Source organism: Nonomuraea fuscirosea, from assembly GCF_003001935.1.
In the GTDB taxonomy this organism is placed as follows: domain Bacteria; phylum Actinomycetota; class Actinomycetes; order Streptosporangiales; family Streptosporangiaceae; genus Nonomuraea; species Nonomuraea fuscirosea.
In genome coordinates this window covers 217,941-231,742 of record NZ_PVNG01000023.1, presented here as the reverse complement: position 1 = coordinate 231,742, position 13,802 = coordinate 217,941, and the positions used below count along the sequence as shown (strand labels likewise).

Annotated in this window: 12 protein-coding genes; 7 read left to right on the top strand and 5 right to left on the bottom strand. The window is 71.2% G+C overall.

Features of this window, described 5'->3' with window-relative positions:
- Positions 1-835 precede the first annotated feature (835 nt).
- The 5 genes from B0I32_RS42920 to B0I32_RS42900 form a co-directional block, all read right to left on the bottom strand.
- Positions 836-1,516, bottom strand: coding sequence for a FadR/GntR family transcriptional regulator (locus B0I32_RS42920; protein WP_106249473.1), 681 nt, complete (start codon positions 1,514-1,516; stop codon positions 836-838).
- 25 nt (positions 1,517-1,541) lie between these two features.
- Positions 1,542-2,564 (bottom strand): MBL fold metallo-hydrolase, encoded by a 1,023-nt coding sequence (locus B0I32_RS42915; protein ID WP_106249472.1) that lies wholly within the window; start codon positions 2,562-2,564, stop codon positions 1,542-1,544.
- A gap of 782 nt (positions 2,565-3,346) precedes the next feature.
- Entirely contained in the window at positions 3,347-4,462 is a 1,116-nt protein-coding gene (locus tag B0I32_RS42910) for a steroid 3-ketoacyl-CoA thiolase (RefSeq protein WP_106249471.1), read from the bottom strand.
- A gap of 42 nt (positions 4,463-4,504) precedes the next feature.
- The gene (locus B0I32_RS42905; RefSeq protein WP_106249470.1) at positions 4,505-5,494 is read right to left on the bottom strand and encodes a sigma-70 family RNA polymerase sigma factor; all 990 of its coding nucleotides are present in this window, start codon (positions 5,492-5,494) and stop codon (positions 4,505-4,507) included.
- Positions 5,495-5,608: 114 nt separating this feature from the next.
- Complete coding sequence (locus B0I32_RS42900; protein WP_106249514.1) at positions 5,609-6,205, bottom strand: TetR family transcriptional regulator; 597 nt, start codon at positions 6,203-6,205, stop codon at positions 5,609-5,611.
- Between the two features lie 241 nt (positions 6,206-6,446).
- On the opposite strand from B0I32_RS42900, the gene B0I32_RS42895 reads away from it, so the two are divergent.
- The 7 genes from B0I32_RS42895 to B0I32_RS42865 all read left to right on the top strand — a co-directional run bounded on the left by B0I32_RS42895 (position 6,447) and on the right by B0I32_RS42865 (position 13,787).
- Positions 6,447-8,147, top strand: a complete 1,701-nt coding sequence (locus B0I32_RS42895) for an AMP-binding protein (protein WP_106249469.1) — start codon at positions 6,447-6,449, stop codon at positions 8,145-8,147.
- On the top strand, positions 8,147-9,226 hold the full coding sequence (locus tag B0I32_RS42890; protein WP_106249468.1) for an acyl-CoA dehydrogenase family protein: 1,080 nt from the start codon (positions 8,147-8,149) through the stop codon (positions 9,224-9,226). Before B0I32_RS42895 ends, B0I32_RS42890 begins: the two co-directional genes overlap by 1 nt.
- Complete coding sequence (locus B0I32_RS42885) at positions 9,226-10,380, top strand: acyl-CoA dehydrogenase family protein (RefSeq protein ID WP_106249467.1); 1,155 nt, start codon at positions 9,226-9,228, stop codon at positions 10,378-10,380. The genes B0I32_RS42890 and B0I32_RS42885 overlap by 1 nt, the downstream gene beginning before the upstream one ends.
- Positions 10,377-11,270, top strand: coding sequence for a bifunctional MaoC family dehydratase N-terminal/OB-fold nucleic acid binding domain-containing protein (locus B0I32_RS42880; RefSeq protein WP_106249466.1), 894 nt, complete (start codon positions 10,377-10,379; stop codon positions 11,268-11,270). Before B0I32_RS42885 ends, B0I32_RS42880 begins: the two co-directional genes overlap by 4 nt.
- Positions 11,267-11,650 (top strand): MaoC family dehydratase, encoded by a 384-nt coding sequence (locus B0I32_RS42875; RefSeq protein WP_106249465.1) that lies wholly within the window; start codon positions 11,267-11,269, stop codon positions 11,648-11,650. The genes B0I32_RS42880 and B0I32_RS42875 overlap by 4 nt, the downstream gene beginning before the upstream one ends.
- Positions 11,650-12,813 carry a lipid-transfer protein gene (locus B0I32_RS42870; RefSeq protein ID WP_106249464.1) on the top strand — a complete coding sequence of 388 codons (1,164 nt, stop codon included), beginning with the start codon at positions 11,650-11,652 and terminating at the stop codon, positions 12,811-12,813. Before B0I32_RS42875 ends, B0I32_RS42870 begins: the two co-directional genes overlap by 1 nt.
- A gap of 95 nt (positions 12,814-12,908) precedes the next feature.
- Positions 12,909-13,787, top strand: a complete 879-nt coding sequence (locus B0I32_RS42865; protein ID WP_106249463.1) for a sigma-70 family RNA polymerase sigma factor — start codon at positions 12,909-12,911, stop codon at positions 13,785-13,787.
- Positions 13,788-13,802 lie beyond the last annotated feature (15 nt).

The window sequence follows — 13,802 nt, the reverse complement described above, 5'->3', positions numbered from 1 at the left end:
GATCTTCGCCCCCTCCGCCCGGTTCGTGAACCTCAACATCACCGGCTTCGACGCCGCCAAGCTGTCGGGCCTGCAACTGGTCGCCGACGCCCGCGTTGTGGTCGGGATGGCGGCACAACGGGGTGGCGAGTGGTGATGGGCTGAAGGTCGGTCGCCCACTTCCTGCGGTGGGTCAAGGTCTCTCGGTGTTGCGGTGGGTCGCGGCGGATGGAGTTGATGCAAGCCTCGACGAGCCGGACGGGGTCCTGTGCTGATCGCCGGCGATGGCGTTCCCGACGATCATGGAGCGAGCGCGCATCGCGTCCCGCCACGGACATCGAGCGAACCCGCACCGCCTCCTGGCCGGTCATCGGACGCGCCCGTGCGGCGTCCCCTCCGGTCGCCGGACGAGCCCGAGCCACCTCCTGTCGGGTCATCGGATGTGCTCGTACGCTGTCCCCTCCGGTCGCCGGACGAATCCGAGCCGCCTCCCGTGCGGTGACCGGAAATGCCCGTACGCTGTCCCCTCCGGTCGCCGAGCCACCTCCCGTCGGGTCATCGGATGTGCCCGTGCGGCGTCGCCTCCGGTCGTCGAGCGAACTTGCACCGCCTCCCGCGCGGTCATCGGGGGTACGTCCGCACGGCCTTTCGCACGTCTATGGATGAGCCCGTACGGCGTATCGCCCGGTCAGCGGATGCGCCCGTAGCGCCGTCCGTCCAGTCGTCGAGCAGCCCGTACGGTGTTCCGCTCGGTCATGGATGCGCCCGTGCGGCATGCCGTCCGGTCGTCGGAGGTGCCTGGGCGGCGTTCCCCTCGGTCGTCGGGCGAGTCCCGTGCGGTGGTCTGCCGGAGGGGTCAGTCGAGTTCGAGGGCTCGGCGTAGCCAGGACTCCACGCCGGCCACGTGGACGGTCGCCCAGGAGCGGGCCACGTCGGCCTGGCGGGCGGCGATGGCCTCGTAGATGGCGGTGTGCTGCTCCCGCGTCTTCTCCATCGCGCCCCCCTGCGTGAGCCCCCGCCAGATCCGCGCCCGGGTGGTCGGGCCCGAGAGGCTCTCGATGAACGAGCAGAGCACGCTGTTGCCCGAGCCCTGCGCGATCCGCAGGTGGAACTGCAGGTCGTTGGCCACCAGCTCCTCGATCGTGGGCCGGTCGGGCAGGGATTCGAGGATCACGCGCAGCTCCTCGATGTCGGTCTCGGTCATCTGCTCCGTCGCCATCGCCGTGGCGGCCGGTTCGAGGATGCGCCTGACCTCGAAGAACTGCAGCACCGTGTCGTCGCGGTGCAGGTCGAGCACGAACGACATCGTGTCGAGCAGCAGCCGGGGCTCCAGGCTGGTGACGTACGTGCCGTCGCCCTGGCGTACGTCCAGGACGTTGATGAGCGACAGCGCACGCACCGCCTCGCGCAGCGAGTTGCGGGACAGGCCCAGCCGCTCGGCGAGGTCGGCCTCCTTCGGCAGCCGGTCGCCGGGGGCCAGCTCCCCCGAGACGATCATCTGCTTGATCTTGTCGATGGCCGCGTCAGTGACCGCCACGCTCTTCTCCCTAGACATCGGATGTCTAGGAGTCTAGAGCGTGGAAGCGGACAGGTTCGACACCGGTGACGCGCGAAATCAGGCCCCGGGCCTCCAGCGTGCGCAAGTGGGCCGCGGCCTCGCCGGCCGCCATGCCTTTCAGCACGGGGGCCAGGTCCTCCCACGGCCTGTTCCACGTCATCATCGAGGCGACCTCCCAGATGGTCAGCGGTTGCGGCCGCTGAGCCAGGAGGGCGCGCAGCCGTTCGAGTTTCTCCTCGTGATGGTGTCGGATCTGGACGGCTCGTGCGGCCACATCGGGAAATATCCATTCATGGGCGGGGAGGGCGTCGAGTGGGCCGAGATCGCCCACGCGGTCGAGCGAGTCCAGGAAGTCGCCCAACGGATCGATGTCGTCCCTGTCATACGGATAAATCCCGACGTGGGGTGTGATGTCGGGTAGGACGTGGTCGCCGGTGAACAGGCGGTCGGCGTCTTCGAGATGCAGGCAGATGTGGCCCGGCGTGTGGCCGGGGGTGTGCAGGGCGCGCAGCTTGCGGCCCGGCAGGTCGACCAGGTCGCCGTCACGCAGCACGCGGTCGGGCTGGGCCGGCGGGACCGGACGCTCGCCCACGGCCTGCGCGGCCTCGGCGGGGTCGGCTCCGGCGCGCCTCAGCATGTCGGCCTGCATGTCGGCCTGCGCGTCGGCCTCGTACTCGTTGATCATCCGTACGAGCGCGGCGTCGGCCTCGTGCATGGCGATCCACGCGCCGGACACCTCCCTGACCTGTCCGGCCAGCCCCGCGTGGTCGGGGTGGAAATGGGTGACAACCACCCCACGCACCGCGCTCACGTCCAGCCCCAGCGCCCCGAGCCCGCCGCTGAGCGCCTCCCAGGCGTCGGGGTGGTTCCAGCCCGCGTCGATCAGTACGGGGCCCTTGGGCGACTCGACGGCGTAGACGAGGGTGTAGCCGAGCGGGTTGCCGGGAATCGGCACCGGCACGCTCCAAACCCCGCCGCCGACATCCTGCGGCCGCTGCTCGGCGTACGGCCTGCGCCTGGTCTTCATTTGTCCCCCGATGTCGGTATGTGCTCCGGCGAGTATGCGCGTCACCGGCCGTGATTGTGAACTGGGTGGGTGAGTTCGACGATTGTCGACCAGCCGCCGGTCCGCTGTCGATCGTGGAAGGGGCCGGGCGAGTGGACGTCCGTCGCCCTGCGGTCGGCCGGGCTTGTGATCGGTCAATCTGCGGTCGCTCGGTCGCTCGGTCGAGAAGGGTCGGGCGTGTGGGCGGTCAATTAGCTGGTGTCGATCGTGAAGTGGGTCGGTGTGCGGTCATCCGGCCGGAATCGATCGTGGGGGGATGCGTACGCGGTCGTTCGGCCCTGATCGTGAATCGGCCTGACCGATGGTGACATGGCGGTGATCGGTCATGAAAGGCATCGGACGCGTGGCAGGCGGATCGCGGTCCTTCATGAGAGGGGTCGGGCAGGTGGTTGGCCGGTTGTGATGAGACGTGGGTGAGTCAGGCAGGTGACAGGTCGGGCGCGGTCCTTCGTGACAGGGCTGGGGCGCGTGGCAGGCGGGTGTGGTGCTTCGTGGAAGGGCCGGGTGGTGGTCGGTCGGCTGTGGTGGGACGTGGGTGGGTCGGCGGATCGCGGGCCGGGCGCGGTTCATCGTGAAAGGGGCGGGGTCGATCGGGTGTGATCGGTTAGGCAAGGGTGTGCGGTTGACCGGGCGTGATCGGTCGGGGGGAAGGGCCGGGTGGGTGGTTGGTCGGGGGTGATCGATTGGCCAAGGGCATGGGGCCGGGTGGATGCGGGTCAACGTGAACAGGGGTGGGCGGGTGGTCAGGCGATTCGTTCCAGGATGGTTGCCGTGGCGAGGGCTCCGCCCGCGCACATCGTGACCAGTGCCGTCGCCGAGTCCGAGCGTTCCAGTTCGTGCAGAGCCGTGGTGATCAGGCGGGCGCCGGTGGCGCCCACCGGGTGGCCGAGGGCGATGGCGCCGCCGTTGACGTTGACGCGGTCGAGGTCGGGTTCGTGTACGGCGGCCCAGGACAGGACGACCGCGGCGAACGCCTCGTTCACCTCGAACAGGTCGAGGTCGCCCATCGTCATGCCGGCCGACGCCAGCACCTTGGCGGTGGCGTCGACGGGCCCGTCCAGGTGGTAGTACGGCTCGGCCCCGACCAGCGCCTGCGCCAGGATCCGGGCGCGGGGGCGCAGGCCGTGCCGCCGTGCGGCCTGTTCGCTCATGACCAGCACGGCCGACGCGCCGTCGGAGATCTGCGAGGAGGTGCCGGCCGTGTGCAGGCCGTCCTCGATCACCGGCTTCAGCTTGGCCAGGCCCTCGGCGCTGGTCTCGCGCAGGCCCTGGTCCCTGCGTACGTCGCCGATCGGGACGATCTCCCGCTCGAACCGCCCGTCGGCCCATGCCTTGGCGGCCAGTCGCTGGGAACGCGCGCCGAACCAGTCGAGCCGTTCCCGGGTGAGCCCCCGCCGCTTGGCGATGCGTTCCGCGGCGGTGAACTGGTCAGGCAGGTCGATGGCCCAGTCGTCGGGCCTGGGGCGCGCGGGCCGCACGTTGCTGCCCAGCGGCGCCCGGCTCATGACCTCGACGCCGCACCCGACGCCCACCTCGATCACGCCCGCGCGGATCAGCGCCGCCGCCAGGTGCACGGCCTGCTGCGAGGAGCCGCACTGGGCGTCGACGGTGGTGACACCGGTCTGGTACGGCAGCCCCGCGTACAGCCACGCGTGCCGGCCGACATGACCGCCCTGCTCGCCGGCCTGGGTGACGCAGCCGGTGAAGACCTGGTCCACGATCGCGGGGTCGATGCCCGAGCGCTCGACGAGCCCGTTCAGCGTGCCGGCCAGAACCTGTTGCGGTTTGAGCTCGGAGAGCCAGCCGGCCCGCTTGCCGATCGGGGAACGTACGGCCTCGACGATCACAGGGGTGCTCATAGCCGCCTCCAGAACGATGCTCTGGCGCGACTGTAACGCGTTCTACTTTGTTTCGGAACCCTCCCACTTGGCCGGCATCCCGAACGTCTCGAACAGCGACTCCTCGAAGAACATGCCGACATGGCCGACCCGGTCGCCGCTGAACGTCACCACCATGATCGCGAACTGGCCGTAGACGCCGTCGGCGCGGTGGTAGACGGCGAAGGCCGGCTGCCCGTTGGCGGCGATCGGCACCAGCTTGAGATCGCCGGGCCCCTGGGCGGGGCAGTGGATCCTGGTGAGCTCGGCGATCGCCTCCGGCCCCTGATACCACCCGACGAACGGCGGCATCTCCCAGATCGCGTCCTCGGTGAACAGGTGGACGAGCCCGTCGACGTCATAGTTTTCGAACGCCGCGACATAGCGTTCCAGATGGGCCTGCTGCTCGGTCGTGAGCGGCTCCACCGGGTCGTCCAGGTGGGGCGAGACCTCGCTGAGCTGGGCGCGGGCCCGCTGGAGGATGCTGTTGACGGCCGCGGTCGAGATGCCGACCGCCTCGGCCACCTCGGCGGCCTTCCACCTGAGCACGTCGCGCAGGACCAGCACCGCCCGCTGCCGCGGCGGCAGGTGCTGCAAGGCCGCGATCAGGGCCAGCCTGACGCTCTCGCGCGAGGTCACGACGGCGGCCGGGTCGTCGGCGCCGACGCCCGTCATGGCGTCGGGTGCGGGCTCCAGCCACGGCACCTCGCCGTCCTGCGCCAGCGGCGCGCTCGCCTCGGTGCTCGGCGCGCCCAGGCCCGTCGGCAGTGGGCGCCGGGAGCGGTTGTCGAGCGCGGTCAGGCACGTGGTGGTGGCGATGCGATAGAGCCACGTACGCAACGAGGAACGCCCCTCGAACCCGTCGTACGCCCGCCACGCGCGCAGATAGGTCTCCTGCACCTGGTCCTCGGCGTCGTGCACCGAACCCATCATGCGGTAACAGTGGGCCAGCAGCTCGCGCCGCATCGGATCAGCCAGCCGGAGGAAATCCTCGTTCGTCGGCTTGTCGGTCATACATCTCTGTATAGACGGTGCCACTGACAGAACGGCTTCATTTCGTCCACACGCGGGAAATCGGCGTGTGGACTTTCCGTTCGGCCGACCGCACGATGCCGGCGCGCCGGGTGGTCAGATGTCGGCGAGGAGGCGGGCGGCGGCGGTTTCGATGCGGCGCTGGATCTGGTCGTACGTGCGCCGCCCCCGCAACATCTCCAGCAGCTCCTGCACCCACACGCTCGCCAGCGACCCCGCGAGGTCGGTCTGCTCCTCGCTGGCCTCCTCCAGCGACAGCCCGTCGGCCGAGACGCGCAGCAGCAGCCCGGTCATGCGGTCGCCGAACGGGGTCTGCACCTCGGCCATGATCAGCGACCGGATGAGCGCGTCGGCCAGCTCGGGCTCGCGCATCAGTCCCCGGGTGGCCCGCATGAGCACGTCGACCGCCCGGCTCGACGGTGTGGCCGCCCCGGGCGGGCGGCGTTCGATGCTGCTCTCCAGCAGGTCGATCTCCTCGCCCACGACGGCGACGACGAGGTCCATCTTGGAGGGAAAGTATCGATAGAGCGTGCCAAGCGCCACGCCCGCGCGCTCGGCGACCGTACGCATCTGCATCGCCTCGACGCCGCCCCTCGATGCCAGCGCCGCGGCGGCCTGCACGATGCGCTTGCGGCGTTGGTGCTGGCTGCGCGTACGGACGCTGTGCCCGCCCGGTGCTGGGTGGCTCTCCATGGTCCCCTCGGTGTCGCTGGCGGGAGGCGGCACGGGCACGTGCGTGGTACGCATGAGAACACGTTATCTGATTTCTCGATAACGCGGCTTGTTACTCGCGGGTCACAAACGAGCCCTATCGCCCCATGTCTACGGCGTTACACGGATATATCCCCACCTATCGACACGTGCTCGTGCTGGACAGCTTTTAGAATCTGTTCTAGTTTGCGGGGTGGCTTACCAAGCGCTTGCTGGAGGAGCGATGACCGCGGACACGCTCGCCTCCCTGCTGCTCGCGCGGGCCGGGGACGACGGGCCCGGGCTCGTGTTCGAAGAGCGGGTGTGGTCGTGGCGCGAGCACGTCGCCGCCTGCCGGGCGGCCGGAGCCTGGCTGTCCGGGCGCGGGGCCGGCACGCACGTGGGGGTGCTCAGCGAGAACGTTCCCGGCATGGTGGTCCTCATCGGCGGCGCGGCGCTGGCCGGGCACGTGGTGGTCGCGCTCAATCCCACCCGGTCGGCCGCCGAGCTGGCCCGTGACGCCCGCGCGACGGACGTGACCCTGCTGCTCGCGGACGACCCCTACCGGGACGTGGCACAGCGGCTGTCGCGAGAGCTGGGCGTCCCCGAACTGCCCCTCACCCTGCTGACCGCCCCCGAGCCGGACGCGGATCCGAACGTCGAACCGGACGCCCAGGCCACGGGAACGACCGCACCGGACGCCGGGCCGTCAGAGGGCGCCGTCCCGGACGCCGAAGCCGCGGGTCGGTCTGGCGAGGCGCCGGAGGCGGGGGCTCTGGTGATGCTGATCTTCACCTCCGGGACCTCGGGGCAGCCCCGCGCCGTCCGCATCACCCAGCGCAAGCTCGCCGTCCCCGGAGTCAGCCTGGCGGCGATGCTCACGCCCCAGGACGTCGTCTACTGCTCGATGCCGCTGTTCCACTCCGGAGCCCTCATGGCCGCCTACGCCCCGGCGGTCGCCTCGGGGGCGTCGCTGGTGCTGCGGCGGCGCTTCTCGGCCTCGGGACTGCTGCCCGACCTGCGGCGGTACGGCGGCACGTACCTCCACTACGTCGGCAAGGCGCTCTCCTACGTGCTGGCGACCCAGGAACGCCCCGATGACGCCGACAACCCGCTCAAGATCGCCTTCGGGAACGAGGGCAGCGCGGTGGCGATCAGGAGGTTCGGGGAGCGGTTCGGCTGCCTGGTCATCGACGCCTTCGGATCCACCGAGACCGCCATCTCGCTCACCCCCGACCCGTCGGGACCGCCGGGCTGCCTCGGCCGCCTGCCCGGCGGCGTACGGATCCTCGACCCCTTCACCGGCCGGCCCTGCCCGCCGGGCCGGATCGAGGACGGCCGGCTGCTCAACCCGGAGGAGGCCGTCGGCGAGCTGGTCAACACGGCGGGGCTCGGGCTGTTCGACGGCTACTACAACGACCCGGCGGCGGACGCGGAGCGGATCAGGGACGGCGCGTTCTGGTCCGGCGACCTGGCCTACTCGGACGCGGACGGCTACGTGTACTTCGCCGGCCGGGGCACCGAGCGGCTGCGCGTGGACGGCGAGAACCTGGCCGTGGCCCCCATCGAGGCCGCGCTGCGGGAGTTCGCCGGGGTGGTGGAGGCGGCGGTGTACCCGGTGCCCGACGCGGCGGCCGGTGACCAGGTCATGGCGGCGCTCGTGCTGGAGGAGAGCTTCGACCCCGGCGCCTTCGCCGCCTTCCTGGCCGCCCGCCGCGACCTGGGGGCCAAGTCGATGCCCCGATACGTCCGCGTCTGCGGGGAGTTGCCGCAGACGGCCTCGCACAAGGTCGTCAAGCGCCGTCTCGCCCGCGAGGCGTGGCGCACGGAGGACCCGATCTGGTGGCGCGGCTCCGGAGGCTTCAGGCCGCTCGCCGACGCGGACGTGAAGGCGATCGAGGAGGAGTTCGTACGGCACGGCAGGCAACACCTCTTGGAGACGTAGTGGATTTCAACCTGGACGAAACCCAGCAGGATCTGAAGAAATTGGCCGCCGAGGTCCTCGCCAGGGAAGGGGACGAGGAACGGCTCTGGCAGGCCGGGCTGATGGGCGTGTGCGTGCCGGAGGAGGCGGGCGGCGCGGGGCTCGGGCCGGTGGAGATGGGCGTGGTGCTGCGTGAGGTGGGGGCGCGGGCGGCCGCCGTTCCCGCGCTGGCGACGCTGGCGGGCACGCTGACCCTGGCCCGCCACGGCAGCGCCGACCAGCAACGGCGCTGCGCCGGCCGGATCACGCTCGCCCTGCGCGAACCCGGCCGCGCCCTGTCCGACCCGCTCCCGCAAGACCCGCTCCCGCAAGGCCCGCCTCCGCAAGGCCCGCCTCCGCAAGGCTCGTCCCCGCAAGGTCCGTCCGCGCCAGGCGCGTCCCCGTCAGGACCGTCTCAGACCACCGCGAGTCCCGACGGTGACGGGTGGCGGTTGAGCGGGCGGAAGGTGTCGGTGCCGTATCCGGGGGAGGCGGTGCTGGTCTCCGCCGATCAGGGGCTCTTCCTGCTGGACTCCCCGCCCACACGGCCCGAGTTCACCTCCACGGGCGAGCCCGCGGGCACGATCGTGCTGGACGGCACCCCCGCCGAGCGCGTGGCGGGGCCCGAGGCGGTGCGGGACGCCCGGCTGATCCTCACCGGCGCGGTGGCGGCTCAGGCCGGCGGCGTCCTGGCCGGGGCACTGGAGCTGACCACGTCCTACATCAGGACCCGCAAGCAGTTCGGGCGGGCGCTGGCCGAGTTCCAGGCCGTCACGATGCAGATCGCCGACGTCTACATCGCCGGCCGGGCCCTGGACGTGGCCATGTGGTCGGGGCTGTGGCGGCTGGGGGAGGGGCTGCCGGCCGAGGAGGACCTGGCGCTGGCCGCGTACCACGTGAGCGAGGCCGTCACGGCCCTGCACACCTGTCAGCACCTGCACGGCGGGCTCGGGCTGGACGTGACCTACCCGCTGCACCGCTACTTCGCCCAGGCCAAGCACCTGTCCCACCTGCTCGGCGGCGCCGACGCCCAGCTCGACCTGATCGGAGCGCTCGTCTGATGCTCATCGACCTGACCCCCGAGCAGCGAGCGCTCCGCGACGAGCTGCGCGAGTACTTCAGGAACTGTCTCACCGCCGACGACCGCGCGAAGATCGCCGAGGATCCGTTCGGCGAGGCGTACATGGAGCACTGCCGCCGCCTCGGCCGGGACGGCAAGCTGGGGCTGGGCTGGCCCAAGGAGTACGGCGGAGGCGGCCACGGCCCCCTGGAGCAGCAGATCTTCGCCAACGAGATAGCCCGCGCCGCGGTGCCGTACCCCATCATCACGGTGCAGACGGTCGGTCCCACGATCATGCAGTACGGGACGCCCGAGCAGAAGGAGTTCTTCCTGCCGCGCATCCTGGCCGGCGAGTGCCACTTCGCGATCGGCTACAGCGAGCCGGAGGCCGGCACCGACCTGGCCTCGCTGCGGACGACGGCGGTGCTGGACGGCGACCACTACGTCGTCAACGGCCAGAAGATCTTCACCAGCGGCGCCCACTACGCCCAGTACATCTGGCTCGCCGCCCGCACCGATCCGGACGCCAAGAAGCACAAGGGCATCACCATGATGATCGTCTCCACGGACGATCCCGGCTACTCGTGGACCCCGATCGTGACCATGGACGGCCGCCACCACACCAACGCGACCTACTACTCCGACGTCCGGGTCCCGGTGGACATGGTGGTCGGGGAGGTGAACAAGGGCTGGGACCTGATCGTCAACCAGCTCAACCACGAACGCGTGACGCTCGGCCCGGCCGGCAACCTGGCCCAGACCTACGACCGCTTCCGCGCCTGGGCCCGCCGCACGGGGCTGGACGCCGAGCCGGACGTACGCAGGGCGCTGGCCGGGGTGTGGGCGGCCTTCCGTACGAACGAGCTGCTCAACTGGCAGGTGGCGGCCAACATGGACCTCGGCTGGCTGGGCGCGCCCGACGCGTCGGCCACCAAGATCTACGGCTCGGAGCGCATGCAGGAGGCCGGCCGGATCGTCGGGGACATCCTGGCCAGGTACGCCGACCCGTCCGACCCGGAGACCGCCGAGCTGCTCGACCGGGTGGACCACGGCGTGAAGGGCGCGGTGGTGCTGACGTTCGGCGGCGGCGTGAACGAGGTGCAGCGGGAGCTGATCGCCATGCTCGGCCTGAACCTCCCGAGGCCGCCCCGATGACGGACGAGGAGCTGCACGAGCTGGCGGGCAAGCAGGTGGCGCTGGGCGAGATGCGCGGCGCGCCCGCCCCCGACCCGGTGAACGTCCCCATGATCAGGCACTGGCTGACCGCCATGGGCGACACGAACCCGGCCTACCTCGACCAGGGTCTCGCCCCGCCCGCGATGGCCCAGGTGTGGACCATGCAGGGCGCCGGGCAGAACCGCTCGCCGGTGGACGACCTGCTGGCCGCGCTCAACGGCAGCGGCTACACGGGCGTGGTGGCGACGAACTGCGAGCAGACCTACCACCGCTACGCCCGCGTCGGGGAGCTGCTGACCCCGGCCACCCGCCTCACCGGCCTGGCCGGCCCGAAGCGCACCGCGCTCGGCGTCGGCTTCTTCGCCACCTGGAACGTCACCTGGTACGGCGACGGCGACGAGCCGGTGGCCGAGATGATGTTCCGCGTGCTCAAGTTCCGCCCCAGAGAACCCGAGCCGGAAAGGCGGCCCCCTTATCCGCTCCAGCCCGCCGTCAACCAGGACACGGCGTTCTTCTGGGAAGGCGCGAAGCAGGAGGAACTGCGCATCCAGTGCTGCGCCGACTGCGGCGAGCTGCGCCACCCGCCCGGCCCGATGTGCTCGCGCTGCCGCTCGGCCAACCGCTCGCACACGGTCGCGAGCGGCGCGGGAACCCTCTACAGCTACGTCGTGCACCACCATCCGCCCGTGCCGGGACGCGCGACGCCGTTCGTGGTGGGAGTGGTGGAGCTGCCGGAGGGCGTACGGATCGTGGGCAACGTCGTGGACTGCCCCATCGGGGAAGTGGAGATCGGGATGCGGCTGAAAGTGACGTACCGTGCGATGGACGACCGGCTCGTTTTGCCCGTGTGGGCGCCGGAGGAATCATGATCGGCACCGCGCTGCCCGAGCTGTCGATCGAGCTCACGCCCACCGTGGTCATCTCCACCGCCCTGGCCACCAGGGACTTCACGCCCGTGCACCACGACACGGCGCTCGCCCGCGCCCAGGGCTCGAAGGACATCTTCCTCAACATCCTGACCACCATGGGGCTGGTCGAGCGTTACGTCACCGACTGGGCGGGCCCGCGGGCCGTCATCAGGAGTATCGACGTCAAGCTCGGCGTCCCCGCGTACGCGGGCGACCGGCTCACCTTCACCGGGACGGTCGTGGCGGGCGCGGACGACCGGCTCACGGTCGAGGTGCGCGGCCGGGTGAGCCTCGGCGACCACGCCACCGCGACCGTCACCTTCACCCCCGAGGAGTCGTAGTGCGGGCAAGCACCGCCATCGCGGGCATCGGCGCCACCGAGTTCAGCAAGGAGTCAGGACGGACGGAGCTGCGGCTCGCCGCGGAGGCCGTGCTCGCCGCGCTGGACGACGCGGGCCTGTCGCCCGGCGACGTGGACGGCCTGGTCACCTACACCCAGGATGCCAACCAGGAGATCGCCGTGGCCAGGGAGACGGGGATCGGCGACCTGACCTTCTTCTCCCGGGTCGAGTACGGCGGCGGCGCGGCCTGCGGCACCGTCGCGCACGCGGCCATGGCCGTGGCCACCGGCATGGCGGAGACGGTGGTCTGCTACCGGGCCTTCAACGAGCGCTCGGGCCGCCGCTTCGGCCAGCCGAACGCCGGGCTGACCGGCCAGCCGACCTCGCAGGGGCTGGAGATGAGCTGGCACGTGCCGTACGGGCTGATGACCCCGGCCGCCTGGGTGGCCATGTTCGCCCGCCGCTACATGCACGTCCACGACGCCACCTCCGAGGACTTCGGCCGGGTCGCCGTGGCCATGCGCAGGCACGCCGCCACCAATCCCGCCGCCTGGTTCCACGGGCGGCCCATCACGCTGGCCGAGCACCAGGAGTCGCGCTGGATCGCGGAGCCGCTGCACCTGCTCGACTGCTGCCAGGAGAGCGACGGGGCGGTGGCGCTGGTCGTGACCTCGACCGAACGCGCCCGCGACCTGCGCAGGTCTCCGGCCGTGATCACGGCCGCGGCGCAGGGGGCGGGCGCGGGGCAGATGATGATGACCAGCTACTACCGCGATGACATGAGCGGATTGCCGGAGATGTCGGTGGTCGGCCGCCGGCTGTGGGAGACGTCGGGGCTGTCGCCCGCCGACATCCGCACCGCCATCCTGTACGACCACTTCACCCCGTTCGTGCTGACCCAGCTGGAGGAGCTCGGCTTCTGCGGGCGCGGCGAGGCGCCGGGCTTCGTCCGGGACGGCGGCATCGAGCTGGACGGCCGCCTGCCGGTCAACCCGCACGGAGGGCAGCTCGGGGAGGCGTACATCCACGGCATGAACGGCATCGCCGAGGCCGTGCGCCAGATCAGAGGAACCGCCGCCAACCAGCTGCAGAACGTCACGAACGTCCTCGTGACGGCCGGGACCGGCGTCCCGACGAGCGGCCTGATCCTGTCGTCCGACTGAGCACCGGGAGCGCGGGAGATCCCGGGTGCGCCGATGTCACATCAGTCCGGTTTCACGGGTCACAGTGATGAGACCCACCCCGAGGAATGTGACAGATGCACGACAACGAATCCCTGACCGCCGTCTTCGAGGCGCATCGCGGCCGGTTGCGGGCCGTCGCGTACCGGATGCTCGGCTCGGTGAGCGAGGCCGACGACGCCGTCCAGGAGGCGTGGCTCAGGCTCAACCGGGCCGACACCGGCGACGTCGTGAACCTGGGCGGCTGGCTCACCACGGTCGTGGCCCGCGTCTGCCTCAACATGCTGCGCTCCCGCGAGACCCGCCGCGAGGAGCCGCTGGAGGAGCGCCTGCCCGATCCGGTGGTGAGCCGGGCCGACGGCATGGACCCCGAGCAGGAGGCGCTGCTGGCCGACTCGGTGGGGTTCGCGCTGCTCGTCGTGCTGCAGCGGCTGGAGCCGACCGAGCGGCTGGCGTTCGTGCTGCACGACATGTTCGCGGTGCCCTTCGACGAGATCGCCGCCGTCATCGGCCGCACCTCCGCCGCCACCCGGCAGCTGGCCAGCCGGGCCCGCCGCCGCGTGCGCGGAGCCGCCGGCGAGCGGCCGGACCCGGACCTGTCGCGGCAGCGGGCGGCGGTGGAGGCGTTCCTGGCGGCGGCGCGGGACGGCGACTTCGAGGCGCTCGTGGCGGTGCTGCATCCCGACGTGGAGCTGCGCGCCGACTCCGGGCCGGTCATGCCGTGGAACGAGCTGCGCGGCGCGATCACCGTGGCCGAGCAGGCGGTCATGTTCCGCAAGATGTACGACTACGCGTTTCCCGTGCTGGTGAACGGCGCCGCGGGCGTGCTGCTGGCCAGGAACGGGAGGGCGTTCACCGTCGGAGCGCTGACGGTCGTGGACGGCCGGATCCGCTCCGTCGACATCCTGGCCGACCCGGCCCGGGTGGCCCATCTCGACGTGGCCGCCCTGACGTGACCCTTAGCCGGGCCC

Coding starts and splice junctions, on each gene's coding strand:
- B0I32_RS42915 (WP_106249472.1), bottom strand. CDS start 2,564: ATGAAGACCAGGCGCAGGCCGTACGCCGAGCAGCGGCCGCAGGATGTC.
- B0I32_RS42910 (WP_106249471.1), bottom strand. CDS start 4,462: ATGAGCACCCCTGTGATCGTCGAGGCCGTACGTTCCCCGATCGGCAAG.
- B0I32_RS42905 (WP_106249470.1), bottom strand. CDS start 5,494: ATGACCGACAAGCCGACGAACGAGGATTTCCTCCGGCTGGCTGATCCG.
- B0I32_RS42900 (WP_106249514.1), bottom strand. CDS start 6,205: ATGGAGAGCCACCCAGCACCGGGCGGGCACAGCGTCCGTACGCGCAGC.
- B0I32_RS42895 (WP_106249469.1), top strand. CDS start 6,447: ATGACCGCGGACACGCTCGCCTCCCTGCTGCTCGCGCGGGCCGGGGAC.
- B0I32_RS42885 (WP_106249467.1), top strand. CDS start 9,226: ATGCTCATCGACCTGACCCCCGAGCAGCGAGCGCTCCGCGACGAGCTG.
- B0I32_RS42880 (WP_106249466.1), top strand. CDS start 10,377: ATGACGGACGAGGAGCTGCACGAGCTGGCGGGCAAGCAGGTGGCGCTG.
- B0I32_RS42875 (WP_106249465.1), top strand. CDS start 11,267: ATGATCGGCACCGCGCTGCCCGAGCTGTCGATCGAGCTCACGCCCACC.
- B0I32_RS42865 (WP_106249463.1), top strand. CDS start 12,909: ATGCACGACAACGAATCCCTGACCGCCGTCTTCGAGGCGCATCGCGGC.